This window comes from Mesorhizobium sp. LSHC420B00 (genome assembly GCF_000503055.1).
GTDB lineage: Bacteria > Pseudomonadota > Alphaproteobacteria > Rhizobiales > Rhizobiaceae > Mesorhizobium.
In genome coordinates this window covers 269,500-295,140 of the sequence record NZ_AYVY01000001.1, presented here as the reverse complement: position 1 = coordinate 295,140, position 25,641 = coordinate 269,500, and the positions used below count along the sequence as shown (strand labels likewise).

24 protein-coding genes and 1 riboswitch are annotated in these 25,641 nt (G+C 63.5%); of the genes, 11 read left to right on the top strand and 13 right to left on the bottom strand.

Translation table 11 applies throughout. The features are described from left to right. Positions 1-62: 62 nt before the first annotated feature. The 8 genes from X760_RS42165 (at position 63) to dhaL (ending at position 7,935) form a co-directional block, all read left to right on the top strand. Positions 63-947: an AraC family transcriptional regulator gene (locus X760_RS42165; protein WP_023716742.1), complete on the top strand. Its 885-nt coding sequence runs from the start codon at positions 63-65 to the stop codon at positions 945-947. A 131-nt stretch (positions 948-1,078) separates the two neighbouring features. After that, on the top strand, positions 1,079-1,738 hold the full coding sequence (locus X760_RS42160; RefSeq protein ID WP_023716741.1) for a 2Fe-2S iron-sulfur cluster-binding protein: 660 nt from the start codon (positions 1,079-1,081) through the stop codon (positions 1,736-1,738). A gap of 3 nt (positions 1,739-1,741) precedes the next feature. After that, on the top strand, positions 1,742-2,728 hold the full coding sequence (locus tag X760_RS42155) for a xanthine dehydrogenase family protein subunit M (protein WP_023716740.1): 987 nt from the start codon (positions 1,742-1,744) through the stop codon (positions 2,726-2,728). A 70-nt stretch (positions 2,729-2,798) separates the two neighbouring features. Beyond that, positions 2,799-3,269 (top strand): nuclear transport factor 2 family protein, encoded by a 471-nt coding sequence (locus tag X760_RS42150; RefSeq protein WP_023716739.1) that lies wholly within the window; start codon positions 2,799-2,801, stop codon positions 3,267-3,269. A gap of 98 nt (positions 3,270-3,367) precedes the next feature. Beyond that, the gene (locus tag X760_RS42145) at positions 3,368-5,386 is read left to right on the top strand and encodes a xanthine dehydrogenase family protein molybdopterin-binding subunit (RefSeq protein ID WP_036244135.1); all 2,019 of its coding nucleotides are present in this window, start codon (positions 3,368-3,370) and stop codon (positions 5,384-5,386) included. A gap of 128 nt (positions 5,387-5,514) precedes the next feature. Then, positions 5,515-5,660: riboswitch (FMN riboswitch) on the top strand. 76 nt (positions 5,661-5,736) lie between these two features. Further along, the gene (locus tag X760_RS42140; RefSeq protein ID WP_023716737.1) at positions 5,737-6,210 is read left to right on the top strand and encodes a 6,7-dimethyl-8-ribityllumazine synthase; all 474 of its coding nucleotides are present in this window, start codon (positions 5,737-5,739) and stop codon (positions 6,208-6,210) included. A gap of 69 nt (positions 6,211-6,279) precedes the next feature. Beyond that, entirely contained in the window at positions 6,280-7,287 is a 1,008-nt protein-coding gene (locus tag X760_RS42135) for a dihydroxyacetone kinase subunit DhaK (RefSeq protein WP_023716736.1), read from the top strand. Positions 7,288-7,296: 9 nt separating this feature from the next. Further along, positions 7,297-7,935 (top strand): dihydroxyacetone kinase subunit DhaL, encoded by a 639-nt coding sequence (gene dhaL, locus X760_RS42130; protein WP_023716735.1) that lies wholly within the window; start codon positions 7,297-7,299, stop codon positions 7,933-7,935. Here dhaL and X760_RS42125 read toward each other — a convergent pair. Genes X760_RS42125 through X760_RS0136880 form a run of 3 tightly spaced genes read right to left on the bottom strand, consistent with a single transcriptional unit; the run spans position 7,932 to position 9,936 of the window. Continuing rightward, positions 7,932-8,375, bottom strand: a complete 444-nt coding sequence (locus X760_RS42125) for an RpiB/LacA/LacB family sugar-phosphate isomerase (protein WP_023716734.1) — start codon at positions 8,373-8,375, stop codon at positions 7,932-7,934. The two genes, dhaL and X760_RS42125, sit on opposite strands and share 4 nt — an antisense overlap. 26 nt (positions 8,376-8,401) lie before the next feature. Further along, the gene (locus X760_RS42120; protein WP_023716733.1) at positions 8,402-9,160 is read right to left on the bottom strand and encodes a triose-phosphate isomerase; all 759 of its coding nucleotides are present in this window, start codon (positions 9,158-9,160) and stop codon (positions 8,402-8,404) included. Between the two features lie 11 nt (positions 9,161-9,171). Next, positions 9,172-9,936, bottom strand: coding sequence for a DeoR/GlpR family DNA-binding transcription regulator (locus tag X760_RS0136880; protein WP_031193326.1), 765 nt, complete (start codon positions 9,934-9,936; stop codon positions 9,172-9,174). Positions 9,937-10,198: 262 nt separating this feature from the next. Between X760_RS0136880 and fba the strand changes: the two genes are divergently transcribed. Then, on the top strand, positions 10,199-11,263 hold the full coding sequence (gene fba / locus X760_RS42115) for a class II fructose-bisphosphate aldolase (protein WP_023716732.1): 1,065 nt from the start codon (positions 10,199-10,201) through the stop codon (positions 11,261-11,263). A 46-nt stretch (positions 11,264-11,309) separates the two neighbouring features. On the opposite strand, the gene X760_RS42110 is transcribed toward fba, so the two are convergent. The 10 genes from X760_RS42110 to X760_RS42065 all read right to left on the bottom strand — a co-directional run bounded on the left by X760_RS42110 (position 11,310) and on the right by X760_RS42065 (position 23,047). Then, positions 11,310-12,248: a TIM barrel protein gene (locus X760_RS42110; RefSeq protein ID WP_023716731.1), complete on the bottom strand. Its 939-nt coding sequence runs from the start codon at positions 12,246-12,248 to the stop codon at positions 11,310-11,312. Further along, positions 12,248-13,765: a glycerol-3-phosphate dehydrogenase gene (locus tag X760_RS42105; protein WP_023716730.1), complete on the bottom strand. Its 1,518-nt coding sequence runs from the start codon at positions 13,763-13,765 to the stop codon at positions 12,248-12,250. The genes X760_RS42110 and X760_RS42105 overlap by 1 nt, the downstream gene beginning before the upstream one ends. 19 nt (positions 13,766-13,784) lie before the next feature. Then, on the bottom strand, positions 13,785-14,825 hold the full coding sequence (locus X760_RS42100; RefSeq protein WP_023716729.1) for a 2-hydroxyacid dehydrogenase: 1,041 nt from the start codon (positions 14,823-14,825) through the stop codon (positions 13,785-13,787). A gap of 7 nt (positions 14,826-14,832) precedes the next feature. Then, positions 14,833-16,395 carry an FGGY-family carbohydrate kinase gene (locus X760_RS42095; RefSeq protein ID WP_023716728.1) on the bottom strand — a complete coding sequence of 521 codons (1,563 nt, stop codon included), beginning with the start codon at positions 16,393-16,395 and terminating at the stop codon, positions 14,833-14,835. Further along, the gene (locus X760_RS42090; protein WP_023716727.1) at positions 16,395-17,519 is read right to left on the bottom strand and encodes an ABC transporter ATP-binding protein; all 1,125 of its coding nucleotides are present in this window, start codon (positions 17,517-17,519) and stop codon (positions 16,395-16,397) included. The genes X760_RS42095 and X760_RS42090 overlap by 1 nt, the downstream gene beginning before the upstream one ends. Further along, on the bottom strand, positions 17,516-18,634 hold the full coding sequence (locus X760_RS42085; protein ID WP_023716726.1) for an ABC transporter ATP-binding protein: 1,119 nt from the start codon (positions 18,632-18,634) through the stop codon (positions 17,516-17,518). The genes X760_RS42090 and X760_RS42085 overlap by 4 nt, the downstream gene beginning before the upstream one ends. A gap of 4 nt (positions 18,635-18,638) precedes the next feature. Beyond that, positions 18,639-19,496: a carbohydrate ABC transporter permease gene (locus X760_RS42080; RefSeq protein ID WP_023716725.1), complete on the bottom strand. Its 858-nt coding sequence runs from the start codon at positions 19,494-19,496 to the stop codon at positions 18,639-18,641. Between the two features lie 9 nt (positions 19,497-19,505). Further along, positions 19,506-20,429 carry a sugar ABC transporter permease gene (locus X760_RS42075; RefSeq protein ID WP_023716724.1) on the bottom strand — a complete coding sequence of 308 codons (924 nt, stop codon included), beginning with the start codon at positions 20,427-20,429 and terminating at the stop codon, positions 19,506-19,508. A 153-nt stretch (positions 20,430-20,582) separates the two neighbouring features. Beyond that, positions 20,583-22,028: an extracellular solute-binding protein gene (locus tag X760_RS42070; protein ID WP_023716723.1), complete on the bottom strand. Its 1,446-nt coding sequence runs from the start codon at positions 22,026-22,028 to the stop codon at positions 20,583-20,585. A gap of 44 nt (positions 22,029-22,072) precedes the next feature. Beyond that, positions 22,073-23,047 (bottom strand): sugar-binding transcriptional regulator, encoded by a 975-nt coding sequence (locus X760_RS42065; protein WP_023716722.1) that lies wholly within the window; start codon positions 23,045-23,047, stop codon positions 22,073-22,075. 227 nt (positions 23,048-23,274) lie between these two features. Here X760_RS42065 and X760_RS42060 point away from each other — a divergent pair, with 227 nt between their 5' ends. Further along, positions 23,275-24,318, top strand: a complete 1,044-nt coding sequence (locus X760_RS42060) for a substrate-binding domain-containing protein (RefSeq protein ID WP_023716721.1) — start codon at positions 23,275-23,277, stop codon at positions 24,316-24,318. A gap of 38 nt (positions 24,319-24,356) precedes the next feature. After that, on the top strand, positions 24,357-25,625 hold the full coding sequence (locus X760_RS42055) for an ABC transporter substrate-binding protein (protein WP_031193325.1): 1,269 nt from the start codon (positions 24,357-24,359) through the stop codon (positions 25,623-25,625). Positions 25,626-25,641 lie beyond the last annotated feature (16 nt).

Below are 25,641 nucleotides of genomic sequence, written 5' to 3'. Positions count from 1 at the left end.
GCGGCGCAACGCTCAAGCCGGGGCTGACCACGGCTCGGCGAGTGAACCAGCGGGATGCCGCGATGTCATTCAGACCGCTGCTTGGTGACGGACGGGTTCGGAGCCAGGAGGAAAAGTCGGAGCCCCTGCAAACCGCGTCATGGGTCAGCTCCTCGATCGTTTTCGACAACCGGCGGTGGGCGTGCCGGGAGGCGGAGCTCCGCTGGACAGCCCCTCATCATCTGATCGTGCTGACCGAAGAAGGCGGCACGTCCCATACGTCTATCCGGCACGAGGCAAGATCCCTCTACGACGGAATGGATCATCCCGGAGCCCTCACCTTCGTCCCGGCAGGCGCGGAGCGACAGGGCTTCTATCGCGATGTAAACCTCTCCTATTCAGCCCTGTGGATCGATTCCGATATCGGGCTTCCCGGATGCGAACGCCTGAGGAACCTGCCGATACTGGTAAACAAGAAGGACGCGGTCGTCGCCACGCTGCTGAGTTCGCTTCGCGACGAGATGGCCCTCGGTCACAAGCCGGACACTGCCTATGTCGAGCATCTGGTGGCCCTCGTCAGCCTCCGCGTGGCCAACCTGAGCCGCGAGCAACAGCCGCTCGTACGTCACGGCTGTCTCAGCCGCCGAGCACTTGGTCGAGTTCGGGATTATATCGATGCACGTATGAATTCCGACATTTCGCTAAGCGAGCTTGCAGCTGTCGCCGACTTGGCCGTCGACAGTTTTGCGCGGCGCTTCAAGGCGACGACCGGTCTTGCCCCCTATGCCTATGTAATCGAGGAACGGGTGCGGCGAGCGGAGGCACTGTTGCGCGAAACGGGTTTGTCGATCAGTACCATTGCCTTTCGGCTCGGCTTTTCAAGCCAGAGCCACTTCACCACGACGTTCCGGCGTCTCAGGGGCATGACGCCTCGTGCCTATCGGGTGAATTCTTCTCCAGAATCCTGATAGTGCCGCCGGTTTCTTGAAAGAAAGCCGCTGCGTGCGCCCCCACCTCCAGTGTCGATGACCGAACCCGAGGGTCCGCTGTCGGGGTCAAATTGCCGTCTGCGTCCTTCATTGCGACTGGGAGATCTTGCATGGCCAAAACAGACAACAGGAGGGGGCCAACGCGTCGAACCGTGTTGGAGGGCGGGGTGGCGACCGGGGTGCTCCTGGCTACCGGGATACCGGTCGGCGCCGAGCCGGCCGACACCGTCACGGCGACGGCATCTGGCACGCCGGTACCGACGATGCCGATATCGTTGCGGATCAACGCGAAGGACCTTGCCGTCGAACTCGACCCGCGGACGACGCTGCTCGATGCCCTGCGCAACCATCTCGGCCTCACCGGCTCGAAGAAGGGCTGCGATCACGGCCAGTGTGGCGCATGCACGGTGCTTGTCGATGGACGCCGGATCAATTCCTGCCTGACGCTTGCCGCAATGCATGATGGCGACGAGATCACCACGGTCGAGGGCCTTGCCGAGGGTGACCGGCTGCATCCGGTGCAGGCCGCCTTCGTCGCCCGCGACGGTTTCCAGTGCGGCTACTGTACGCCAGGCCAGATCTGCTCGGCGGTCGGTATGCTGGGCGAAGCCAAGGCCGGCTGGCCGAGCCATGCGAGCGCCGACGTGGCAGCGGCTTCCGTCGCTCTCAGCGATGCCGAGATCCGCGAGCGGATGAGCGGCAACATCTGCCGTTGTGCCGCTTATCCGAACATCGTCGCTGCAATCCGCGACGCGGCAGAGGAGGCATGAGCAATGCAGTCCTTCACTTATGAACGTGCAACGAGTGCCCAGCAGGCGGCCGCCGCGGTCGCGGCCCGGCCGGACGCCAAGTTCATCAGCGGCGGCACCAACCTGCTCGACCTGATGAAGCTCGATATCGAGCGCCCAGCGCATCTCGTCGACATCAGCCGGCTGCCGCTTGATCGGATCGAGGAGACGGCAGAAGGCGGGCTTCGGGTCGGCGCCCAGGTCCGCAACAGCGATCTTGCCGCCGACCCGCGGGTGAGGTCCCGCTATCCGATGCTCACACAAGCGCTGCTGGCGGGAGCGTCCGGCCAGATACGCAACAAGGCCTCGACCAGCGGCAATCTCCTGCAACGCACGCGCTGCCCCTACTTCTACGACCGCAACATGCCCTGCGACAAGCGCCAGCCGGGTTCGGGCTGCGCGGCGCTTCAAGGCTTCAACCGCATGCACGCTGTACTGGGCGCGAGCGAAGCCTGCATCGCGGTCCATCCTTCGGACATGGCGGTCGCCATGTCCGGGCTCGACGCCAGGATCGAGACCGTTTCGCCCGGCGGCGAGACCCGCACGATCCCGATCGGCAATTTCCATCGATTGCCCGAGACGATGCCCCATGTGGAGACCGTGCTCGGCCACGGCGAAATGGTCGTCGCGGTTACCCTGCCGCCGCCACCACCCGGCCGGCAGCTTTACCGCAAAGTGCGCGACCGAGCTTCCTACGCCTTCGCGCTGGTGTCGGTGGCAGCAATCGTCGAAAAAAGCGGCGATCGTATCCGAAGCGCTCGGATCGCCATGGGCGGCGTGGCAGCGAAACCCTGGCGCGCGACGGAGGCGGAGCGCGGGCTGGCAGGCGCAGCGGCGTCCGACGATACCTTTACCGACGCTGCCGAAGCCGCGCTCGCCGGAGCCGTTGGGCATGGCGCCAATGACTTCAAGATCCCGCTGGCGAAACGAACGGTGCGGCACACACTCGCTGCTGCCGTCGAGAGTGCGTGAGGCGACACGATGACAGAGACGACGACCCGAACAGCGGTTCCCAGATGCAGGCGACGAGCAGGAGATCGATATGAAACTCACGCGACGCGCCGTTGCCGCCGCGGGTGGCGGCCTTTTTGTTTCTGCCGCCGCAGCTTGGGGCGCCACATCCGACCCGGGAGCTCGTCACGTGCTCGAGGCCGCCGTCGACGCCTTCTTTGCCGGCTGGGCCTCCGGCGACTGGACGGCATTCCTTGATTGTTGCGATGAGACGATGACCTTCCAATTCCCTGTCGGCGAGCAACGAGGCCGACACGGACCGCCAGACGGCAAGCCGGCACTCGCAGCCTGGACCGCCGCGCATCAAGCGCAAGGAAACAGGATCACGAAATCGACCGTCGATCTCAAGCTCTTCGCCGCCGACTGGGTCATCGTCTGCGATCGCGGGAGCGGGACAATCAGCGGCGCGCCCTACACTGGCCTGCATGCGATCTTCATGCGCGCCGGCCCGACAGGGAAGCTGGTCGAGTTTCGCGAGTATTTCGGCGAGATCGCCGCGTGAGCTCCGGCCGCTGCGCGACGAACATGAAGGTGCGAGGAAAGAGGCGTCGTCGCGGCCTCGATGCTTCCGAACTCCAAATGAAAATCTTTAGGTGACTTATGAACGAGACCATACCCGGACTGCCCGGCTCCGCCACCCATTCAAGAGTGAAACCGCGTCCCGGTGCTGGCATCATCGGGAGGCCGATCGACCGCATCGACGGTCCGCTCAAAGTGACGGGCGGCGCCACATACGCTTACGAGAATGAGCTGGATGGTACAGCCTATGGCTACATTCTCGGCGCCGCCGTCGCCAAGGGCCGCATCGCCGAGATCGACACGACCGAAGCCGAACGGGCGCCGGCAGTGCTGCTCGTCATGACGCACCGCAATGCGCCGGCCCAGCCGGATTTCGGCCCGGCGGTCACGCCGACGGTGCCGGAGGTCTTCACCCGCGCCCGGCCCGCGCTCAACAGCGATCGGGTGCGGTATTGCGACGAGCCGGTCGCGCTGGTCGTTGCGGAGACATTCGAGGCGGCACGCGCTGCTGCGGGCCTCATCAGAGTGCGCTACGACGAGGAGCCGGGCCTCTACGATCTACCGGGACATATCGCCGACTCCTACGCGCCAAAGCGGACCAATGCCGGCTTCGAGACCGACAGCGTGGTCGGCGACTTCGAGCGCGCCTTTGCGACGGCGCCGATCAAGATCGATGCCGCTTACCGGACCCCCTTCGAACATCACAATCCGATGGAGCCGCATGCGACGCTCGCCGCCTGGTCAGGCAACGAGCTGACGATCCGTACATCGGCGCAGACCCTCGCGAACTTCCGGGCCGGCGTCGCCAGCACGCTTCGCATCCCGCGCTCGCTCTATGCGGCGCCGAACCGTCTCACCCGCCATCGCCTGGTTCCGCTGGACATCAACCGCGGCGAATGGATGCGCTCGCCGGGCGAAGCGCCCGGCATGCTGGCTTTCGAATGCGCAGTGGATGAGCTCGCCGAGCGGGTCGGCCTGGACCCGATCGAACTCAGGATCCGCAACGAACCGGCTCAGGATCCCGAGCGCGAAGTGCCGTTCTCCACCCGCAATCTCGTCGCCTGCATGGAGGAAGGCGCCCGCCGTTTCGGTTGGGAGCGGAGAAACCCGACACCGGGCCGCACCCGGGAGGGCCGGAAGCTCATCGGCTACGGCATGGCGGCGGCGATCCGTCCGAACTACATCGGCGCGGCGACGGCGCGGGTTGCGATCGACCGGGACGGTCGGGTGACGGCGCGGCTCGACATGACCGACATTGGGACCGGCACCTATACGATCCTGACCCAGATTGCTGCCGAGAGCCTCGGCGTGCCGATCTCGTCCGTCAAGGTGGAGCTCGGCGACAGCCGCTTCCCGCGTACCGCCGGCTCCGGCGGGTCCTGGGGCGCGGCGAGCGCGGGTTCGGCCCTGTATAATGCGTGCAACGCCCTCAAAGGACGGATCCTGGACGCGGCGCAGTCGAGCGAAGCGTCACCGTTGCGCGGCGCGAACGCCACCGAGGCAAACTTTGCCGACAGCGAGGTCAGGATCGGCCAGCGATCGGCGAGCCTGGCCGATCTCATCGGGAGGATCGCTCCCGACGGGTTCGAGGCCGAAGGCTCCGTAGCCGCAGGCGCCACCACCGAGTCGTACAAGACTTATTCGCAGCATTCGTACGGAGCGCATTTCGCCAAGGTCGCTGTCGATTGCGACACCGGTGAAATCCGCATGCGCCGGATGCTGACTGTGGTCGGCGCGGGCCGTATCCTCAACCCCAAGACTGCACGCTCGCAAATCATCGGCGGCATGACCTGGGGGATCGGTGCGGCGCTGATGGAGCAGACGGTGCTCGATCCGCGCTATGGCCACTTCGTCAATCACGATCTTGCCGAATATCACGTCCCGGTCAATGGCGACGTCCCCGAGATGGAAGTCGTCTTCCTCGAGGAAGATGACGACAAGGCCAATCCACTTGGCGCGAAGGGTCTCGGCGAGCTCGGCGTCTGCGGTGCGGGGGCTGCCGTCGCCAACGCCATTTACAACGCGACCGGAGTGCGTGTGCGTGAATTTCCCATCACCTTGGACAAGGTGCTGCCTGCCTTGCCCGTGATCGCCATTTGACGCTGCGACGTATCAGCGCCTCCCTCGCCCTCAAGGGTGACCAAGTCGGAACGGATGGCCATTTCTGCGCCATCCGCGACGACGTCGGTGGTTGACAGCGTTATCCGGCCCTTCCATACAAACGCCGTCAATGTTCTCAGGGCGGGGTGAAAGTCCCCACCGGCGGTAAGGGTCTCGGCCAAGCCCGCGAGCGCTTTCCGGACTACCGGAAAGGTCAGCAGATTCGGTGTGATTCCGGAGCCGACGGTTACAGTCCGGATGAAAGAGAACGAATGGAAGACGGTCCGCCTTCGCGGTTCGGACTCCGTATCGTGCGTCCTGATTCTGGTTCGAAACGGAAGGATGGACCCATGAATCAGCATTCCCAGAACGACTATGAAACGATCCGCGTTGCCGTCATTCGGGCGCGCTGGCACGCCGATATCGTCGACCAATGCGTTGAAGCATTCGAGGCGGAACTGGCGGTTGTCGGGGAGAAACGCTTTGCCGTCGATGTCTTCGATGTGCCGGGCGCCTTTGAGATTCCCCTGCATGCAAAAACGCTTGCCGAGACCGGCCGCTATGCCGCTATCCTCGGCGCCGCGTTCGTCGTCAATGGCGGCATCTACCGGCATGAGTTCGTGGCGAGCGCGGTCATCGACGGCATGATGAACGTGCAATTGTCGACTGGCGTGCCGGTGCTGTCGGCGGTGCTGACGCCGCACAACTACCATGACAGCGCTGACCATCACCGCTTCTTCTTCGAGCATTTCAGGGTCAAGGGCAAAGAGGCGGCCAGCGCCTGCGTGCAACTGCTGGCGACACGCGAACGCATCGCGGCGTGAAATCTCCGCCGCCGGGTGGAAATCCCGGTAAGGCGCTGTAGTATCTCACGAAAACCAGGGAGGATGCCGGTGCAGACCAAGAAGATCATCAATGACGGCAACCGCTCCGTCGACGAGATGCTGGAGGGCATTCTGGCCGCGCATCCGCGCCATCTCAGACGTGCGGACGGCAGCCCCCGCTCCATCGTCGCCCGCGACGGGCCACGCCCCGGCAAGGTCGGCCTCGTCATCGGTGGTGGCTCGGGCCACGAGCCGACCTTCCTCGGCTTCGTCGGCAAGGGGCTTGCCGACGCGGCCGCGATCGGCAACGTTTTTGCCTCGCCGCCGCCGGACCCGATTCTTGAATGCGCCAAGGCGGCCAGCGGCGGTGCTGGCGTGCTATTCATGTACGGCAACTATGCCGGCGACGTGATGAATTTCGACATGGCCGCCGAAATAGCGGCAATGGACAACATCGAAGTGCGCACCGTTCTGACCACCGACGATGTCGCCTCGGCGCCGCGCGACCAGAGACAGAAGCGGCGCGGCGTCGCCGGCAATTTCTTCATCTTCAAGGCTGTCGGTGCCGCATGCGACCGGATGCTGACATTCGATGAATGCGAGCGTATCGCCAGGAAGGCCAACGATCAGACCTTCACTATGGGCGTGGCGCTTTCGCCCTGTTCGCTGCCGCAGACCCGCCGGCCGAATTTCGAAATCGGACCGGACGAGATGGAGATCGGCATGGGCATCCATGGCGAGCCGGGCATCGCACGCGGAAAACTAAAGACGGCCGACGAGATCACCGACGAGATGCTGGACAAGATCCTCGACGAAATGGCGCCGACGCGCAGCGACAAGGTCGCCGTGCTGGTCAATTCGCTCGGTTCGACGCCGCTGATGGAGCTCTACATCATGAACCGGCGGGTCAAGCAGAGGCTCGACGACATCGGCGTTTCCGTCCACGCGACCTGGGTCGGCAATTATTGCACCTCGCTCGAAATGGCCGGCGCCTCAGTGACGCTGATGCATCTCGACGGCGAATTGCAGGAGATGCTCGACCATCCCTGCGACTGCGCCATGTTCCGCGCCGGCTGAGAAAGCATCATGACCTCGATCGACTCAGCCGGCTTGAAAAGAATGTTCGATGAGATCGCGGCGGCGATCGACGCCGACAAGGACAGGCTCTGCCAACTCGACGGCGTCATCGGCGACGCCGACCACGGCATCGCCATGGCGCTCGGCTTCGGCGCGGTACGCGAGGCGCTGGCGCAACTCGACCTCGCGGCGACCGGACCGACGGCGCTGCTCAATACCGCGGCAAAGTCGTTCCTCAACGCCGTCGGCGCGTCGTCAGGCCCACTCTATGCGACCGCCTTCATGCGCGCTGCCGCCGCCGTCAAAGGCAAGGCAATTCTGGAGGATGCTGACATCATCGCCATGCTCCGGGCGATGGCGCAAGGCATCCAGGATCGCGGCAAGGCCGAGCTCGGCGAAAAGACCATGGTCGACGCCTGGCTGCCGGCAGCACAGGCAGCGGGCGCCGCGCAGGAAGCCGGCAAGACCCTGTTGGAGAGCTTGGAAACTGCACTCGCCGCAGCCGAACGGGGCGCCGAGGCAACCAAGAACATGATCGCCTTCAAGGGCCGCTCCTCGCGGCTCGGCGAACGATCGCTCGGGCATATGGATCCCGGCGCTGCCTCGGCCGTCACGATCATCAAAGCGATACGGGACAGTCTGGCTTAACGGACCTTCGCCGCGTCGAGCCTATCGATGGCCTGGACATTGCCGGCCGACGGTCCCTTCTCATCGAATTCCGAGGCAAGCCATGCATCGACGATCGACTTGGCCAATTCCGGGCCGATGACGCGCGCGCCCATGGTGATGATCTGGGCGTTGTTGGATTTTGCAGCGCGCTCGGCCGAATAGGTGTCGTGGGTGAGTGCGGCGCGAATGCCGGGAACCTTGTTGGCGGAAATGGATACGCCGATGCCGGTGCCGCAAAACAGGATGCCGCGATCGTTCTCGCCGTCCAGGATGGTCTGGGCGAGCTTCTGCGACAGGTCGGCGTAGTAGCCCGTCTGGCTGAGATCGCTGACCGTGAGGCCGGGCTTGGTGGCCAGGTGAGCGGCGATGACATCGAGCAGCGGTTTGCCGGCGCTGTCGGCTCCAATGGCTATTTTCATGTTCGGTTTCCTTCCTGTTCGATGGTTCAGATCGCCGCTGAGGCGCGTTTGAGGATGTCTATATAGCCGTCCGCCTGCCAGGCGGAACGGCCGATGAACAAGCCGTCTATATGAGACTGTCCGATCAGTTCGGCGGCATTTTGCGGATTGACGCTGCCGCCATAAAGCACCGGCGGCACGGCCGGCAGCAGGTCGCGCGCGATTTTCTTGATCAGCGCCTGCTGTCTGCCGGCATAGTCCGAGCTTGCCGGCACGCCCTTGTCGCCGATCGCCCAGACCGGCTCATAGGCAAACAGGATCGTCGCCGCCCTGGCCGCGCCTTCGAGAAACTGCAGCGCGCCGTGCACCTGCAAGGCCAGCACCGTATCCGCCTGCCCGCTGTCGCGTTGAGCCAAAGTCTCGCCGACGCAGATCAGTGGCACGAGACCGTGCTTCACCGCCGCTGCGGTCTTCAGCCCGACAGCCTTGTCGGTCTCGCCGAAATGCTCGCGCCGTTCGCTGTGGCCCAACTCTACCATATCAAGTTCGCAGTCTTTCAGCATTACCGGCGAGATCTCGCCGGTCCAAGCGCCGGCGTCAGCCCAATGCATGTTCTGCGCGCCGACCTTGATGCGCGTCGGCGACAGCGCTTTCTTGACCTCGCGGACCGCCGTGAAGGGTGGGATGACGAAGGGCTGGATGCGCTCGTCGAAACCGGGGACGAACTCGGCCAATGCCCTCGTGAAAGCCATCGCCTCGGCGAGCGTCTTGTTCATTTTCCAGCTGGTGCCGACCCAGTAAACCATGCGTGCTCCTCCTACTCTGCGACCACTGTCAGCGACACGCCGGCACCATCCAGCGCCGCACGCATCTGCGGCTGCGGCTCGCGGCCGGTGAAGACGGTATCGAAAGCCTTGAGATCGGTCAGGAAATGCAAGGCTGTGCGGCCGAACTTGCCGTGATCGACCAGCAGATATTTGCGCGCCGCAGCGGCCATCATCAGCCGTTTGGTCTGGACCACTTCCTGATCCTGGTGAAAGGCGGAAGCGCCGTGGATAGCCGATGACGACAGGAAGGCGACATCGGCGCGCAATGATTTCAGCGTGTCCTCGGCGAGCAGGCCGAAGAAGCCGTGAAACTTCTTGCTGTACTGGCCGCCGAGCGCAATCAGGTTGATGCCGGCAACGCCCGCCAAATCCTGGATGACAGCCAGATTGTTCGAGATCACCGTCAGCGGACGCAGATCGGCGAGATGCCGAGCAACGCCGCCCGCGGTCGAGCCGTCGTCGATGATCACCGTCTGACCCGGTTCGATCATCGTCACGGCAGCGGCGGCGATGCGCTTTTTCTCGTCGCCGGCCAGTCTCTGGCGGTAGCGGAAATCGCTCTCGAAAAGGCTGCTCGGCTGAATCGAGGCGCCGCCGCGTACCTTGCGCAGGAAGCCGCCCTCCTCGAGCTCGTCGAGGTCGCGGTGGACGGTCATCTTGGAGACGCCGAAGCGCGAGGCAAGATCGTCGACACTGGCGGTGCCGGTGTCCATCAGAAAATCCATGATGCCTTGCCGACGGCCGTCGCTCTTCATTTCCGCGGCTTCCTCGTGCAATCCGAACCACGTTCCGAGATATAACAGGAAACATCGCATAGCCACCAGTATTTTTGTGATAATGTTATACCTGCCTGGGATATCATGACGCTTCTGACGGCGTGCCGTAACAAGAATTGCTGTCGGCCGGGCGTCCAGCGGTTGCGGTGCAGCGGAAATCCGGCCAGAAGCTTTAGCGGGCTCGACAATAGCCGAACAGCCCGCAAACACTGGCTCGAAACCGGATACGGGAGACTACTGAGTGGCTCGCATCACACTGAGACAATTGCTCGATCATGCCGCCGAATACGGTTATGGCGTGCCTGCCTTCAACATGAACAATATGGAACAGGGCCTCGCCATCATGGAGGCAGCCGAGGAGACCAAATCGCCGGTCATCCTGCAGGCGAGCCGCGGCGCGCGGGCCTACGCCAACGATGTCGTGCTGGCCAAGCTGATCGACGCGCTGGTCGAAATCCATCCTGATATCCCGGTCTGCATGCATCTCGACCATGGCAACAACGAAGCGACCTGCGTTACCGCAATCCAGTACGGCTTCACCTCGGTGATGATGGACGGATCGCTGAAGGAAGACGGCAAGACGCCGGCCGACTACGCCTATAATTCCGATATCACCCGCCGCGTCGTCGATATGGCGCATTGGGGCGGCGTGTCGGTGGAGGGCGAGATCGGCGTTCTCGGATCGCTGGAGATGGGCGGCGGCGAACAGGAGGACGGCCATGGCGTCGAGGGCGTCATCAGCCACGATCAGCTGCTGACCGACCCGGTTCAGGCCGAACAGTTCGTGCGCGACACCCGTGTCGATGCGCTGGCCGTCGCCATGGGCACCAGCCACGGCGCCTACAAGTTCAGCCGCAAGCCGGACGGCGCGGTGCTTGCCATGAACGTCATCGAGGAAATCCACCGCCGCTTGCCGAACATGCACCTCGTCATGCACGGCTCGTCCTCGGTGCCGGAGGAGCTGCAGGAGATCATCAACAAATATGGCGGCCAGATGAAGCCGACATGGGGGGTGCCGGTCGAGGAAATCCAGCGCGGCATCAAGCATGGCGTGCGCAAGATCAATATCGATACCGACAACCGCATGGCGCTGACCGGCGCGATCCGCAAGGTGCTGACCGAGAACCCGAGCGAATTCGATCCGCGCAAATATCTGACGCCGGCGATGGCCGCCATGCGGAAGCTGTGCAAGGAGCGTTTCGAGCAGTTCGGCACTGCCGGCAACGCACCGAGGATCAAGCCGCTGCCGGTCTCGGAAATGGCCAAGCGCTACAAGTCGGGCAGTCTCGATCCGAAATTCGGCTGACATATTCCGGTTCTGAGCAGGAGCCGCGTCGGCACCTGCTCATCCATCATGCTTTCGGCAAAAGACCGGCCCTGCCGGCCTCGATGAAGGGCGCCCAATAGTCGACCGATTCGCGGATCATGGCGACGACCTGGTGGTCGACGGGCTCGCGTTCGCGGAACGACAATTCGAGGCAGATCTCATTGTCGACGCCGCCGCCACGGCGAACAGTGTCCAGCAGCTTTTCCGGCGTGATGCGGCCGTCCTTGTTGTAGGCGGCAATGAACGGCCAATGGCCACCCTTGTTCATTGAGGATTGCTTGACGTGGATGATCGGCGATTCCTTTGGAAAGGCTTCGGCCCAGGCATAGGGGTCGATGTCGTCCGGATTGCTCGACGTCACGTCGCCATGGTCGATATCGACCATCATCTTGAGCGGGATCGCCATGCCGGCCGCATCGATCTCGCTCTGCAGCGTCCGGCAGCTTTCGATCGTATGGCCGAACTCGCGGCCGACCGACATCGGCTCCCAGAACAGGTAGGTCAAGCCGGCCGCTTTGGCGTGCTCGGCGACCGCGCGCCAGCATTCCAGCGCGATCTCGAAAAGCCGCGCGCGACGCTCGGGATCGTCATAGTCACGATGAGTGAAGATCGCGAATTGCGTGCCCATGCCGCGGGCGCCGAGCTCGGCCGAAATTTCGGCAAAGGTCTTGAACCAGTCGACATAATAGCGCCGCACGTCGGCATCGGGATGGCCGAAATGATTGAGCCGGCCGTAGGGGCCGGTCATCGCGGAGGTCACACGCACGCCGGTGCGGTTGAGAGCGGAGCGGAACAGGCGGATGAATTTGGCGATCGTCGCCGCCGGCCAACCGGGATTGACGAATTCATGCGTGAGCTGCACGTCGCGGATGCCGATGTCGTAGGCGATCGCATCGATCAGATCGTCCGGTTCGGCGAAACGATTGACCAGCGGGTTGGTGTTGAGGGACAGCGTAAAGGCCATCAGCCTGCCTTCGCCAGCCGGCTCGAGCACCAGTCTTCGAAGGCGGTTCTTTCTGCGGCGGACAGATGCAGTCCGTGTTTGGTGCGCCGTTCGAGAATATCGGCGGCCGTCTCGGCCCATTCATGCTCGAACAGGTAATTGGCTTCGCGCTCGAACAAATCCTTGCCGAAGCGCCGCCCCAGTTCAGCGAGCGAACCGGCCGCGCCGACCAGATCACGCGTCCTTGTGCCGTAGAGCCGGCCATAATGCTTGACCAGCGAGGCCGGCATCCAGGGATATTCGTGGCCGAGGTCACCGAGGAACTGCTCGAAATCGGCATTGGCGATATCGCCGCCTGGCAGATGTCCTTTCGAGGTCCACGGCTTGCCCATCTTCGGGAAGAACGGGGCGATGCGGTCGAGCGCGTGCTCGGCCAGCTTGCGGAAGGTGGTGATCTTGCCACCGAAGACGGAAAGCAGCGGCGCCTGTCCCGCCGCCACGTCGAGCTCGAAAATATAGTCGCGGGTGACCGCGCTCGGATTGTCGGCATTGTCGTCATAAAGCGGCCTGACGCCGGAAAACGAGTAGACGACGTCGCTGCGCGCAAGCTGGCGCTTGAAGTAGCGGTTGACCACCTTAATCAGGTAGTCGACCTCGCTGGCGTCGGCGGTCACGTCTTCCGGCCGCCCGTCATAAGGAATGTCGGTGGTGCCGATCAGCGCCAGATCGTTCTGGTAGGGATTGATGAAGATCACGCGCTTGTCGCTGTTCTGGACGAGATAGGCTTGCCGGCCTTCCCAGAATTTCGGCACGACGATGTGGCTGCCCTTGACCAGGCGCACGTTGCGCCTGGAATTCTGGCCAGCGACGCGATTGATGATGTCATTGACCCAGGGGCCGGCGGCGTTGACCAGCGCCCGTGCCCGAACCGTGGTCCTGACGCCGGTTCGACCGTCGCGCATCTCCACCGACCACAGGCCGTTTTCGCGGCGGGCGGCGGTGCAGGCAGTGCGGGTGAATATCCTGGTCCCACGCTCCGCGGCGTCGAGCGCGTTGATGACGACCAGGCGGGCGTCGTCGACCCAGCAGTCGGAATATTCGAAGCCGCGTTTGAAGCTGTCCTTGATCGGCGCGCCCTCGGGTGCGGTGCGCAGGTCAAGCGTGCGAGTGGCCGGCAGCCGCTTGCGGCCGCCAAGATGGTCGTAGAGGAACAGGCCGAGCCGGACCAGCCAGGCCGGCCGATCATCCGGGCTGTGCGGCAGCACGAAGCGCATCGGCCAGATGATGTGCGGCGCGGATTCCAGCAGCACCTCGCGCTCGATAAGCGCCTCCCGCACTAGGCGGAACTCGTAGTATTCGAGATAGCGCAAACCGCCATGGACGAGCTTTCCCGATCGCGAACTGGTGCCTTCGGCGAGATCGTCTTTTTCGCAGAGGATGACCGACAGCCCCCGGCCTGCTGCATCGCGCGCAATGCCGGCGCCATTGACGCCGCCGCCAATGACGAAGAGATCGACGATTTCGCTGTCACCGCTCATCTCGCTCTATGCCCTGTCGTCAGCATGGATTGACCGGCGGCAGGCCGGCGATGAAGCGGCGCACTTCCTCGGCCGCCTGCTCGGCAGCATAAGTCACCGTGCGTACCGACGCGCCGGCGATATGCGGCGTCAGCGTCACATTCGGCAGCTGCAGCAGCGGCCAGTCGGCCGGCACCGGCTCGACGGCGAACGTCTCCAGCATGGCACTGCCGATCTGCCCCGAGACGAGCCCCTCGTAGAGCGCATCGTAGTCGACCAGCGGTCCGCGCGCGGTATTGACGAAGATCACGCCGGGCTTCATCCGGGCAATGGCGTCCTTGCCGATCAGGCCGCGCGTCTCCTCGGTGACCCGGGAATGCAGCGTGACCACATCGGAGCGCGACAGGAGATCGTCCAGCGCAACCAGCTCGACGCCGGCATTGCGGTCCTCGACGCTCAATTGCACATAGGGATCGGAGACCAGGATGCGGCAGCCGAATGCGCGCAGCAGCCGAACCAGCCTGGTGCCGATATTGCCATAGCCGATGACGCCAACGGTCATTTCGTTGAGCTCGCGGCCGGTGCGGTCGGCGCGGTAGAGATCGCCGCGCCACTCGCCCTTGCGCAAGGCTTCGTGGCCGACGCGGATCAGCCGCGTCTCGGCGAGAATGGCGCCGATGGTGAACTCGGCCACCGCGCTGGCGTTGCGGCCGGGCACATTGACCACGGTGATGCCATGGGCGTTGGCGGCAGCCATGTCGATGTTGATCGGCCCGCCGCGCGACACCGCAACCAGCCTGAGCGCCGGCAAGCGCTGCATCATGGTTTCGGAAAGCGGCGCAAGCTGGGTGACGAAGATTTCGGCATCGCCGATAAAATCGACCACCTCGTCCGGATCACCGAAATATTCCTTGACCTTGTCGAGGCCGAGCGCCGCATTGCCGAATTCCATCGGCTCGTCGGGCCATGCGGTCTCAATGGTGCGGATGTCGAGATTATCGCCGCAGGCCGCTTCGATTTTCTCGCGAAACACTTCCGGAAGCATGAAGCGGTCGCCGATGATCGCAATTTTGTTGGGCATGCTCTTCTCAATTCACGTCAGTTTGTCTGGATGCGGCCAGCGAACGCCAGACCGGCCGCAGCGCCTCATGCGCCAATGTGTAGGACGGAACAATCGCCTCGTAGGCAGCGGCAAGTTTTCGGTCGCTAGGTTCGGCCGCACGGAGCAAAGGCGTGACCCATTCACTGACGCAATCGTCCATTGATGCGTACTGGCCGACGCAGACCGCAGCAATCATCGCAGCGCCCGCAGCACCGGCCTCCTCGCGCTCGCTGGTGCGAATGTCGGCGCCGACCGCAGCACCCAGGATCTTGCGCAGAGCCGGGCTCCTGGCCGCTCCACCAGTCAGGCGGATTTCCTCGGGCAGCGGCCCCATGGCGGCGTAGCAATCGCGTGCCGCGAAAGCCAGCCCTTCGAACACCGCACGAACCATGTCGGCATAGCCGTGCCTGGACGAAATGCCGACGAAACCGGCCCTGGCATTGGCATCGACGAACGGGCCGCGCTCGCCCGCCTCGGAGACATAGGGCTGGTAGAGCAGCGAGCCTGGCTCGGACGACGATATCCACTGGTCGACCAGCGCGATCATCTCGCCATTGGTCCGCGTGATACCTTGCGAGGCGAGAATGCCGGACGCGAGGCCGAGGACCCAGTCGATGTTGAGCGTTGCCGCCATGTTCGACTGCATCTGCGCAAAGACGCCCGGTGCCGGCATGGTCATCGTGTAGCCGGTTGCAGCTTCGTTGAGCAGAACCTCGTCCGGCGTCTCGGCAAGCCGCATATGCATTCCGGTGGAGCCGATTATCGAGCATCCCGGCTTGCGCTCGCGATCGAACAGGCCGGCGCCGAGCGCCGTGCAGGCGACATCGACATAGGCCAGAACGACCGGCGTGCCGGCAAGCAGGCCGGTCGCATCGGCTGCTGTCGCCGACAGTGCGGTGCTTTGCCTGGTGCCATCGACGATGGGCGGCAGCAGATGCCTGAGATCGGTGACGCCGAGCACCTCAAGAACATCGTCGCAATAGCTGCGCGTGCGGAAGTCGCCGAAGGTGAAGGTGCCTTCGGACGGGTCGGTGGCGCGTTGGCCGGTCAACTTGAAATAAAGCCAGTCCTTGCAGTGGAACGCCGTCGCTGCATTGGCAAGCATCGCGGGCATGTGCCGCTTCATGAAGACGAATTGCGACCCCTGCTGGCAGGCAGCGAGCCCGCTGCCGGTCTTTTCGAAGCGCAGCCGGTCTTCGGGCCGCGCGCGGATCTCCTCGACGACGGCGGCAGCGCGCGCGTCGAGCCACAGCCAGCCCTTGGCCACCGGCTCGCCATCCTTGTCGATCAGCCAGGTGCCGTCGCCCTGCCCGGTCACGGCGATGGCAATGGTCCGGCTGGCGAGATCCGGCACCTTGTCGGCCAGTTGGCGCAAGGTCGTCGCGGTATCGGCCCAGGTGCGGACTAGGTCCTGCTCGGCGCCGCCACCCGGCAGTGTCTCGTATCTGTTCGGCAGCGCGGCTGCCGCGATCTGCCTGCCCGCCGTGTCGAAGGCGACGGATTTGATAACAGACGTGCCGGCGTCGATGCCGATCAGCACATCCCGCATCAGGCAAGCTCCGTGCCGTGCGAAATGGCGTCGCCGCTCGCCTGATCGAAGACGTGCAGGTTTTTTGGATCGATGCTGACCTTGATAGGCGCCCCGAGTTCCAGGCGAGTCCGGTCATGTTCGACCAGAACCAGCGAGCCGCCGGCGAAGTCGGCGGCGATATGGGTCTGGTCGCCGAGCCATTGATTGGCCGAAACCGTGGCCGGCACACCGTCCTTGGAGCGGCGGACGGCATAGGGCCTGACACCGATGACGACGCGTTGCCGGTTGAGCAATTCATCGCGAACTGGGCCGCTGAACGCGTCCTTGTCGTAGTCGAGCGAAAGCCCGTCGGGCAGCTTGAGACTGATCTTGTCGGCAGCCGTGCCGACATAGGCCTCGAAGACATTCATCGGCGGCTCGCCGACGAAGGTGCCGGTGAACAGGTTTGCCGGCCGTTCCTTGAGCCTGTCAGGCGTATCGAACTGCTGCAGCACGCCGCCCTCCATGACGGCGATGCGATCGGCCAGCGCATTGGCCTCGGTCTGGTCGTGCGTGACCAGGATCGCGGTCAGGCCACGCTCCTTGATGAAATGCTTGATGCGGCCGCGCAGCACGGCGCGAAGCTGCGGCTCGAGCTGGCCCATCGGCTCGTCCAGCAGATGCAGGTCGGCCTCGCGGATCAGCGCCCGGCCGAGGCTGGCGCGCTGCTGCTGGCCACCGGAGATCGAGCTCGGATAGCGCTCGAGAATGTCCTCGATCTCGAGCAGCTTGGCGATGTTGGCAACCTTTGCATCGACCGCACTCTTCGCCAGCCTGGCCGCCTTGAGGGCGAAGGCCATGTTCTCGCGCACGGTCAGGGGCGGATAGAGCGAATAGCCCTCGAAGGCCATTGCGACGTTGCGCCTGACCGGCGGCAACGTGTGCACCTTGCGGCCGGCAACCGCGATGGTGCCACGCGAGACCTCTTCGAAGCCTGCGATCATACGCAATGTCGAGGTCTTGCCGCAACCGGACGAGCCGAGCAGCGCCACGATCTCGCCCTTGGCGATTTCCATCGTCAGGTTCTTGACCGCATGCACACCGCGGTCGATCGGACCGTAGAACTTGTCGACGCCTGAGAGGGTGATTGCGCTTGGGCTCATGCCGCTTCTCCACTGCGCAAATTGACGACGTTTTTCGAGCCAATGCGCTCGCCGCTCGCGCGATCGAACAGCAGGGCGCTTTTGCTGTCGACGGCTATATGCGCCCTGCCCTCGGATTGGCCAGGTGTCCCGGACGGACGCGAGACCAAGATTTCACGGCCGCGCACGGTTCGCGCCAGGGTGACGATCTTCTCGTTGAGCGGCGTCTCAGCCTCGACCGTCACCGGGATGGCGCCGGGCGTGCCTTCATCAACAAACGCCAGAGCCTCCGGCCGCAGGCCGATCACGCAATCACGGCCGACCGCCGCCTCATGCGCGCCGGCAAGATGGACCTGGACGTTGGACAGGCCGACATAGATGCCCTTGGCGTCCCGCGACGGCTTGACGTCCAGAAGGTTGATGGTCGGGTCGCCGAACAGCCGGGCAATCTCGACATTGGCCGGCTCGCGATAGATCTGCTCGGGCGTGCCGAGCTGTTTGACGACGCCTTGCGACATCACCGCGATGCGGTCGCCGAGCGCCATCGCTTCCTTGTAGTCTTGGGTGACGTAGATGACGGTCGCGCCACGATCGGCGAGCAGCCTTGGCAGCTCGAGGCGCATTTCGAAGCGCAATTTGGCATCGACGTTGCGCAAGGGATCATCGAGCAGCAGCAGCGGCGGCGAGCCGACCAACGCGCGGGCAAGCGCGGTGCGTTGCTTCTGGCCGTTGGACAGCGCCCGCGGCTTGTGGCTGAGCACATGGCCGATTTTCAACAGCTTAGCGACGCTCTCGACGCCGGTCTTTATCGTGCCCTGCGATGAGTGCTTCGCCTGCAGAGGCGTGGCTATGTTGTCGAACGCCGTCATATGCGGGAACAGCGCGAAGTTCTGGAATGCCATGCCGACGCCGCGGAACTCGGCGTCGAGATCGGTCATGTCCTCGCCGCCGATGAGGATCTTTCCCTCGTCGGGGTCGATGACCCCGGCCACCAGCCGCAACAGCACCGTCTTGCCGGCGCCGGACGGTCCGAACAGGACCAGCGTTTCGCCGTCGGCGACGGTCAGCGACAGATTGTCGAGAACGGTCTGGCTTTTATAGCGCTTGACGATGTTTCGCAGTTCGAGGCTTGCCATCGGACTATCCTTTCACCGCGCCAAGCGACAGGCCTTCGACCAGATAGCGTTGCGCATAGAGAGCGAGCGCCAGGGTCGGCGTGATCGACAGCACGATCGCCGCCGAAATCTGGCCATACTGGATGCCGGAGGACGTGATGAAGGCGAGCGCGCCGACCGTCACCGGCTGCTTGTCGGCCGAGGCGAGCACCAGCGCAAAAACGAAATTGTTCCAGGCAAAGATAAAGGCGAGCAGGCCGGCAGCGGCAATGCCTGGGCCGGCGAGCGGCAGCGCGATCTTGCGGAAGGTAGCAAACCAGGAATGTCCGGCAATGCGGTAGGCGTATTCGATGTCGGCCGGTATATCCTCGAAATAGCCGCGCACGATCCACAGGATCAGCGGCAGGCAGATCAGCTGGTAGACCCAGATCAGCCCGATATAGGTATTGGCCAGCCCGAGCTTCTGGAAATAGAGGGTGAGCGGCAAAAGCACCAGCAGCGCCGGCGCGAAACGGAACGACAGCAGCGTGAAGGCAATGTCCTCCGAGCCGCGAAACTTATGCCGCGCAAACGCATAGGCGGCCGGCACGCCGAGCAGCAACGCGACGGCAACCGAGGTGACCGACAGGAAGACGGAATTGCAGAGATTGCGCATGAAGGCGATGTCGAGCGTGCCGGCCGCCGTCATCAGCTTGCCGGTGATCAAGGCGGTGTAGTTGGCGAGCGTCGGCTCGAAGACAAGCTGTGGCGGAATCCGCAGGATTGTCTCGTTGGTCTGGAATGACATCATCAGGATCCAGACGATCGGGAACATGAAGAAGATCACGACCAGCGCCAGGGCTATGCCGCGCAGGATGCGTTCGAGAAGGGAGGTATGTTCCATGCCAGCCTCCTATGCCTGGCCGCGGGCGCGTTCGCGCAGCCGCAGCCAGTTCTTGATGAAGATGTTCGAGAGGAAATAGGTGATCGCCCACAGGATGATCATCAGCGCCGCCGAGCGGCCGACATTGGTCGACTGGAAGAAGTTGAGATAGGCCTCGACCTGGAACACGGTCAGCGTGTCGCCCGGACCACCCTGGGTCATGGCGTAGATGATGTCGAACTGCTGGATGGAATCGAGCAGGCGGAACAATGTCGCCGTCAGGATATAGGGGGTTAGCATCGGCAGGGTGATGCGGAAGAACACGAAGCTGCGCGGCACGCCGTCAAGTGCTGCCGCCTCGAAGGGCTGCGTCGGCAGGCTGCGCAGACCGGCAAGCAGCAGGATCATGATGAAGGGCGTGTAGACCCAGATGTCGACAAGCACGACGGTGAGCAGTGCCGTCGAGGGCGACGAGGCCCAGCGGAAATCCTGCAGCCCGATCAGGCTGGCGAGATAGCTGAGCACGCCAAAGCCGGGATTGGTCATCAGCTTCCACATCAGCGCGGCGAGCGCTGGCGCCGTCATCAGCGGCATCAACAGCATGATCGAGATGAAGTTGTTCAGCGTCGAGCGCTTTTGCAGCAGCATGGCGATGCCGAGACCGAGAAGCAACTCGAGCACGACGGTGATGCCGGCGTAGAGCAGCGACACCTGCAGCGTGTTCCAGAACTTCGGGTCGGTGAAGAACGAGATATAGTTGTCGCCCCAGTTGAATTGCCGCGCCCAAGGCTGGCTCAATCGGTAGCGCTGGAAAGAATAGACCACCGATGTGAAGAACGGGATCAGGATGCCGATGCAGACCAGCAAGGCCGGCAAGCTAAGGAGATAGGGCAGCACCCGCTTGCTGATCCTGAAGCCCGACGGCCTGTTTCTTTGTATTGTCGCCGCAGTCATCTGCTGCTCCGTCATTCTGTTGCTTCGCCGTCCCGGCCGCCCAAGGGAGCAAGGCGGCCGGTCGGGCGAGCAGGCGGTACCGCTCGGCACCGCGTCGCAAACGTATCACATCTCAAAGGCTGACCCGCGGACGGGCCAGCCTTGGCCGCGGCTTTAGCCGAGCCCGGCTTCCTTGAGCTGGCTGTTGATGCTCTCGGCCAACTTGTCGAGGCCTTCGTCGACCGGCACTTCCTTGGCCACCATCTTCTGCAGCGTCGCCGCCCATTCGGTGGTGAGATCGAAGAACAGCGGCTGCGGTGTGAACTTGATGCTGGCGCCCGGCGCCGAGACGTCGAACATCTCGACGTAGCCCGGATAGCTCTTGTTCAGCTTCTCGCGGAACATCTCGTCGTTCCAGACCGACTGACGAACCGGATTGACGAAGTCCATCTTGGTCGCACCGAACAATGCATGCTCGGGTCCGGATGCCCATTGCATGAAGTACCAAGTGGCGTCCTTGTCCTTCGAGAAGTTGGACATCGACAGCGACCAGATCCAGATATTGGGCGTCGGCGCCTTGGCGGCCGGGTTGGCCTTGAACGCGGAAAAGGCGAGCTTGCCGGCCATCTTGTTGTCGCCGCCATTCATGAAATAGCCGAGGATATCGGCGTCGAAAATCATCGCCGACGCACCTGCACCGAGATCGGTGCCGACCTGATACCAGGTGTAGGTCGACCAGTCCTTGGGGCCGCTCTCCTGGATCATCTGCACCCACTGCTTGTGGAAAGCCTTGGATTCGGCGGTGCTCATCGCGGCCGACAGCTTGCCGTCAGCCGAGACGTTCAGGTCCTTCTGGTCGAAATTAGCGTAAGCCGACAGGAAGCCCGGGTGGATCGTTGCCCAGGAGCGCGAGCCGCGCACGCCGATGCCGTAGACGCCGCCACCAACATCCTTGGTAAGCTTCGCCGCCGTAGCGACCATTTCATCCATATTGCCGGGAACGCTGACGCCGACCTTGTCGAACATGCCCTTGTTGTAGGTGATGTTGTTCTGCTCGAAGCCCCACGGAATGCACCATTGCTTGGCGTCTTCCGAACCGAGCGCGCCGCCCGGCTGGCCGTTCCAGGCGCAAGAATTCTTGACGCCGGGCAGGAAGTCGTCCCAGGCATATTTCGGGTTGGTCTTGGCCGGATCCTTGATCCATTCGTTGAGATCGGTGATCCAGCCGGCCGGGCCGTAGGTCCAGGTCATGTAGGCGCCGGTCATGAAGGCATCGTATTCGGGCGAGCTGGCCGACAGCGCGGCGGTAACCTTGTCGAAATAGACGTCTTCGGGGAACACGTCATAGACGACTTCCATGCCGGTCAGCTTCTTGAAGTTGTCGAGGTTGGCAATCATCGCATCGGCGTACGGATGCTTGTTGAGCAGCAGCTTGATGGTCTTGCCCTTATGCGCCTGCCAGTCGAAATCAGCTGCCAGGGCGCGGGTCTGCCCGAAATTGAGCAGTGTACCGGCGGTGCTGGCGGCAAGGCCCATTGCACCGAGGCCCTTGATCAGCCCACGGCGGCCGACTTGTCCACGCAGGAACGCGTCGATGAGGTCTTTCTCTTTCTCATGCATTTCTCTTCTCCTCCACAGGGTAGTTTCAACGAAATGGTTGCCGGCTACCCGACCGGCGTCTGTTCCACGAGCGATCGCGCCGTCCGCTCGTCGGTTATCAGGCCTTTGAGATAGCGGCCCTCCAGCACTGACTTGATGGCGCGAACCTTCACCTTGCCGCCGGCGACGGCGACAATCCTGCGGTTGCTGATGTCTTCGCGCGCCAGTGCCAGCGCCCGGTCGGAAAGCGTCGTCGCGACGGCCTTTCCGGCATCGTCGAAGAAATGGCCGAGCAGTTCGCCGACGCCGCCGTTGCGGCGGATCTCCTCCATCTCGCCCTTTTCGATCATGCCGGTGGCGACAAGCGAGGCCTCACGCTCGGCGGTGCCAATGCCGGCAATGAGCAAGTCGGCGGTCTTGGCGAGGTCGAAGACATCGCTGACGCCCTTCTGCCCGAGCAGCACCGTTCGATCCTCGACCGTGTTGGCGAACATCGGCACCGGCATCACATAGGCCTCCGCGCCGGTCCGTTCGGCGACGCGGTGGATGACGTCATGCGGATTGGCGGAGAACTTGCGCGTCAGGCCGCCAAGCAGCGAAACGAAACGGATCCTGCCGGCCGATATGCGCGGCAGATATTCGACGCAGGCGGCAAGCGTGCGGCCGTGGCCGACGCCTATCAGCGCCTCCTCGCCGCGTTCGATCTCGCGCTTGAGAAACTGCGCGCCGGCAATGCCGAGCGCCTTGAGCGGCAGGTCTTCGGCATCGAAGTCCGGGACCACCTCGCAATAGTCGAGGCCGTAACGGCCGGATAACTCGTCCTCGAGTTCCACGCATTCTGAGACTTCGCCATCGATATAGACTTTGACCAGGCCCTCCTGATTGGCCTTGGTGATGAGGCGGTGCGCCTTGAGGCTGGTCAGGCCGAGCCGCTTGGCGACTTCCGACTGGGTCAGGCCGCCGGCATAGTGAAGCCAGGCAGCGCGGGCTGCCATCCCGGTCTCATCGTCGCGCAGCAGGCCGTTGCCAAAACCAACCATTTCCGCCCTTTGATATTTTTATCAGTTGCTGTAAAATTTTTCACAAGGCGCCGTCCGAGTCAAGCAACCGCTGCGTTTAAATCTCCGTCCGGAAGCTTGCCGGCCCGGGGCCGAACAGGGCCGCGCGAACCAACGGGCAAGAAGCAACACCGATCGCTCGCATTTAAAACGTTTGCAATTTCGCTTGGACTGATTACAAACGTTTCAAACTTCGTTCGAGAGGAACGATGCCGGGCCGCGTTACCACCCTCAAGGAACTAGCCGCACAGCTCGGCCTGTCGATCACCACCGTTTCGCGCGCCCTTGCCGGCCACGAGCAGATCGCATTGAAAACGCGCCAACGTGTCACCGAGGCCGCGCGCCAGGCCGGCTATGTGCCGAACACGGCAGCCCGCACGCTAGTCTCCGGCCGCAGCGGTTTTGTCGGCATGGTGCTGCCGATCCGTGGCCCCAATCTGGTCGATTCCTTCCTCGGCGAATTCGTCACCGGGCTCGGCGAAGGGTTGGTTTCGCACGGCTCCGACCTGATCCTGGCCGCAGCGGCGCAGGGCCAGTCGGAACTTTCCGTGCTTCGCCATGTTGTCGAATCCGGACGCGCCGATGGGGTCGTCGTCACCCGCATCGCCGAGGTCGACGAGCGGCTTGCCTACCTGCGTCAACGCAATTTTCCGTTCGTCGCGCATGGCCGGCTGCTCGACGGTGACTTTGCCTATCATTGGCTCGATACCGATGGCGCGCACGCATTCGGCGAGGCCTTCGACATGCTCTACGATCTCGGACACCGCCATTTCGGCCTGGTGACGATTTCCGAGCCGATGACGTTTCGCCATCTCAGGCAGGATGGGCTCGCTGCCGCGATCGCCCGCCGAGGCGATCCGTCGGTCAGGCTCGATGTGGCGACGGCACCGCGGTTCGATCGCGGTGCCCGCATCCAGGCAATCAACCGGCTGCTGCACGCCACCGAGCGGCCGACAGCCATTGTCGCGCTGTTCGACGAGCTGGCGCTGACGGTGATGGAAGAGGCTGCCCGAGCCGGCCTTGCCATTCCTCGCGACCTTTCGGTGATCGGCTTCGACAACATAGCCGCCTCAGCCTATGCGCCGCCGGGGCTAACCACTTTCGACGCCTCGATCCGCCAGTGCGCGCGCGAGATCGGCGAGATGCTGCTGACCGTCATCGGCAACAGGCCGGACGCGCCACTGACGCGGCTGGTCCGGCCGACACTTGTCTCGCGGGCAAGCCATGGCCCGGCACCCACAAGACAGAACTGACGCCCGCTTCGCGGCGCAACCCAGGGAGGAAGATGACGATGAATGCTTTGCGGATATTGGCCGGCGCCGTGCTGGCGCTGTCGCTCGCTGCCGGTGCAGCGCAAGCCCAGCAGGTGTTGTTCTGGTCGACACAGGCGCGACCTGTGGAAGAGACGCAAAAAATGCGCGGCGAGGTGCTGAAGGGGTTTGATGGCCAGGTCGACTATCAGGTCGCCGAGGACGGGCCTTGGCTCACCCGCCTTCAGGCCGAACTGCAGGCCGGCTCCGGCACCATAGGCGTGCTCGGCGGCCTGCACGGAGACTTCTCCACCGTCGGCGCGGACCTTGTCGATCTCTCTGGCGTCGATCTCGGTGGCGTCAAGGTCAACGAGACCTATAAGAAGCTCGGCATGCTCGGCACCGGCGAGCAGAAGTACCTGCCATGGATGCAGGCCACCTTTCTGATGGCGGCCAGCAAGCAGGCGCTGCAATATCTGCCGGCCGGCACCGATCTCAACACCATCACTTATGACCAACTGATCGAGTGGGCGAAAAACATCGCTGAAAAGACCGGTTCGCCCAAATTCGGTTTTCCGGCCGGCCCGAAAGGGCTGAAGCACCGTTTCTTCGAGGGTTTTCTCCTTCCATCGTATACCGGCTCGATGGTGACCAAGTTCCGCTCGGCGGAGGCCGAGACGGCGTGGAACAAGTTCAAGGAATTGTGGCAATACACCAACCCGAATTCGACCAACTATGCCTTCATGCAGGAGCCGCTGTTGACCGGCGAAGTCTGGGTGGCATTCGATCACGTGGCGCGCCTCGCCGACGCCTTCAACCAGAAACCCGATGACTTCGTCGCCTTCCCGGCGCCGGCCGGCCCGGCAGGCCGCGGCTACATGCCGGTGGTCGCCGGCGTCGCTATCCCGAAGACCTCGCCCGACATGGACAAGGCCAAGGCACTGGTCGCCTATATGCTGAAACCGGAAACCCAGATCGCGACGCTCAAGGCGACAAACTTCTTCCCCATCGTCGACGTCAAGCTGCCCGACGACATGCCGGCCTCGGTGAAGGCCTTCAGCCCAGTGATCGCCACCATGACCGGAGCCCCGGATGCGCTGCCGGCGCTGCTGCCGATGGGACTTGGCGGCCTCGGCGGCAAGTTCAATCAGATCTACACCGACAGCTTCGAGCGCATCGTGCTCGGCGGCGAGGATGTGCACGGCGTGCTCGACGAACAGGCGACGGCGCTGAAGGCGATCATCGACCAGGCGAAAGCGCCGTGCTGGGCGCCCGACAAACCATCGCAAGGCGCCTGTCCCGTCGATTAAGAATCCTCCCCGGGCG

Excerpts from the sequence above, each read along its gene's own strand:
- X760_RS42165 (WP_023716742.1), top strand. The coding sequence starts at position 63 with ATGTCATTCAGACCGCTGCTTGGTGACGGACGGGTTCGGAGCCAGGAG.
- X760_RS42160 (WP_023716741.1), top strand. The coding sequence starts at position 1,079 with ATGGCCAAAACAGACAACAGGAGGGGGCCAACGCGTCGAACCGTGTTG.
- X760_RS42155 (WP_023716740.1), top strand. The coding sequence starts at position 1,742 with ATGCAGTCCTTCACTTATGAACGTGCAACGAGTGCCCAGCAGGCGGCC.
- X760_RS42150 (WP_023716739.1), top strand. The coding sequence starts at position 2,799 with ATGAAACTCACGCGACGCGCCGTTGCCGCCGCGGGTGGCGGCCTTTTT.
- X760_RS42145 (WP_036244135.1), top strand. The coding sequence starts at position 3,368 with ATGAACGAGACCATACCCGGACTGCCCGGCTCCGCCACCCATTCAAGA.
- X760_RS42140 (WP_023716737.1), top strand. The coding sequence starts at position 5,737 with ATGAATCAGCATTCCCAGAACGACTATGAAACGATCCGCGTTGCCGTC.
- dhaL (WP_023716735.1), top strand. The coding sequence starts at position 7,297 with ATGACCTCGATCGACTCAGCCGGCTTGAAAAGAATGTTCGATGAGATC.
- X760_RS42125 (WP_023716734.1), bottom strand. The coding sequence starts at position 8,375 with ATGAAAATAGCCATTGGAGCCGACAGCGCCGGCAAACCGCTGCTCGAT.
- X760_RS42120 (WP_023716733.1), bottom strand. The coding sequence starts at position 9,160 with ATGGTTTACTGGGTCGGCACCAGCTGGAAAATGAACAAGACGCTCGCC.
- X760_RS0136880 (WP_031193326.1), bottom strand. The coding sequence starts at position 9,936 with ATGAAGAGCGACGGCCGTCGGCAAGGCATCATGGATTTTCTGATGGAC.
- X760_RS42110 (WP_023716731.1), bottom strand. The coding sequence starts at position 12,248 with ATGGCCTTTACGCTGTCCCTCAACACCAACCCGCTGGTCAATCGTTTC.
- X760_RS42105 (WP_023716730.1), bottom strand. The coding sequence starts at position 13,765 with ATGAGCGGTGACAGCGAAATCGTCGATCTCTTCGTCATTGGCGGCGGC.
- X760_RS42100 (WP_023716729.1), bottom strand. The coding sequence starts at position 14,825 with ATGCCCAACAAAATTGCGATCATCGGCGACCGCTTCATGCTTCCGGAA.
- X760_RS42095 (WP_023716728.1), bottom strand. The coding sequence starts at position 16,395 with ATGCGGGATGTGCTGATCGGCATCGACGCCGGCACGTCTGTTATCAAA.
- X760_RS42090 (WP_023716727.1), bottom strand. The coding sequence starts at position 17,519 with ATGAGCCCAAGCGCAATCACCCTCTCAGGCGTCGACAAGTTCTACGGT.
- X760_RS42085 (WP_023716726.1), bottom strand. The coding sequence starts at position 18,634 with ATGGCAAGCCTCGAACTGCGAAACATCGTCAAGCGCTATAAAAGCCAG.
- X760_RS42080 (WP_023716725.1), bottom strand. The coding sequence starts at position 19,496 with ATGGAACATACCTCCCTTCTCGAACGCATCCTGCGCGGCATAGCCCTG.
- X760_RS42075 (WP_023716724.1), bottom strand. The coding sequence starts at position 20,429 with ATGACTGCGGCGACAATACAAAGAAACAGGCCGTCGGGCTTCAGGATC.
- X760_RS42070 (WP_023716723.1), bottom strand. The coding sequence starts at position 22,028 with ATGCATGAGAAAGAGAAAGACCTCATCGACGCGTTCCTGCGTGGACAA.
- X760_RS42065 (WP_023716722.1), bottom strand. The coding sequence starts at position 23,047 with ATGGTTGGTTTTGGCAACGGCCTGCTGCGCGACGATGAGACCGGGATG.
- X760_RS42060 (WP_023716721.1), top strand. The coding sequence starts at position 23,275 with ATGCCGGGCCGCGTTACCACCCTCAAGGAACTAGCCGCACAGCTCGGC.
- X760_RS42055 (WP_031193325.1), top strand. The coding sequence starts at position 24,357 with ATGAATGCTTTGCGGATATTGGCCGGCGCCGTGCTGGCGCTGTCGCTC.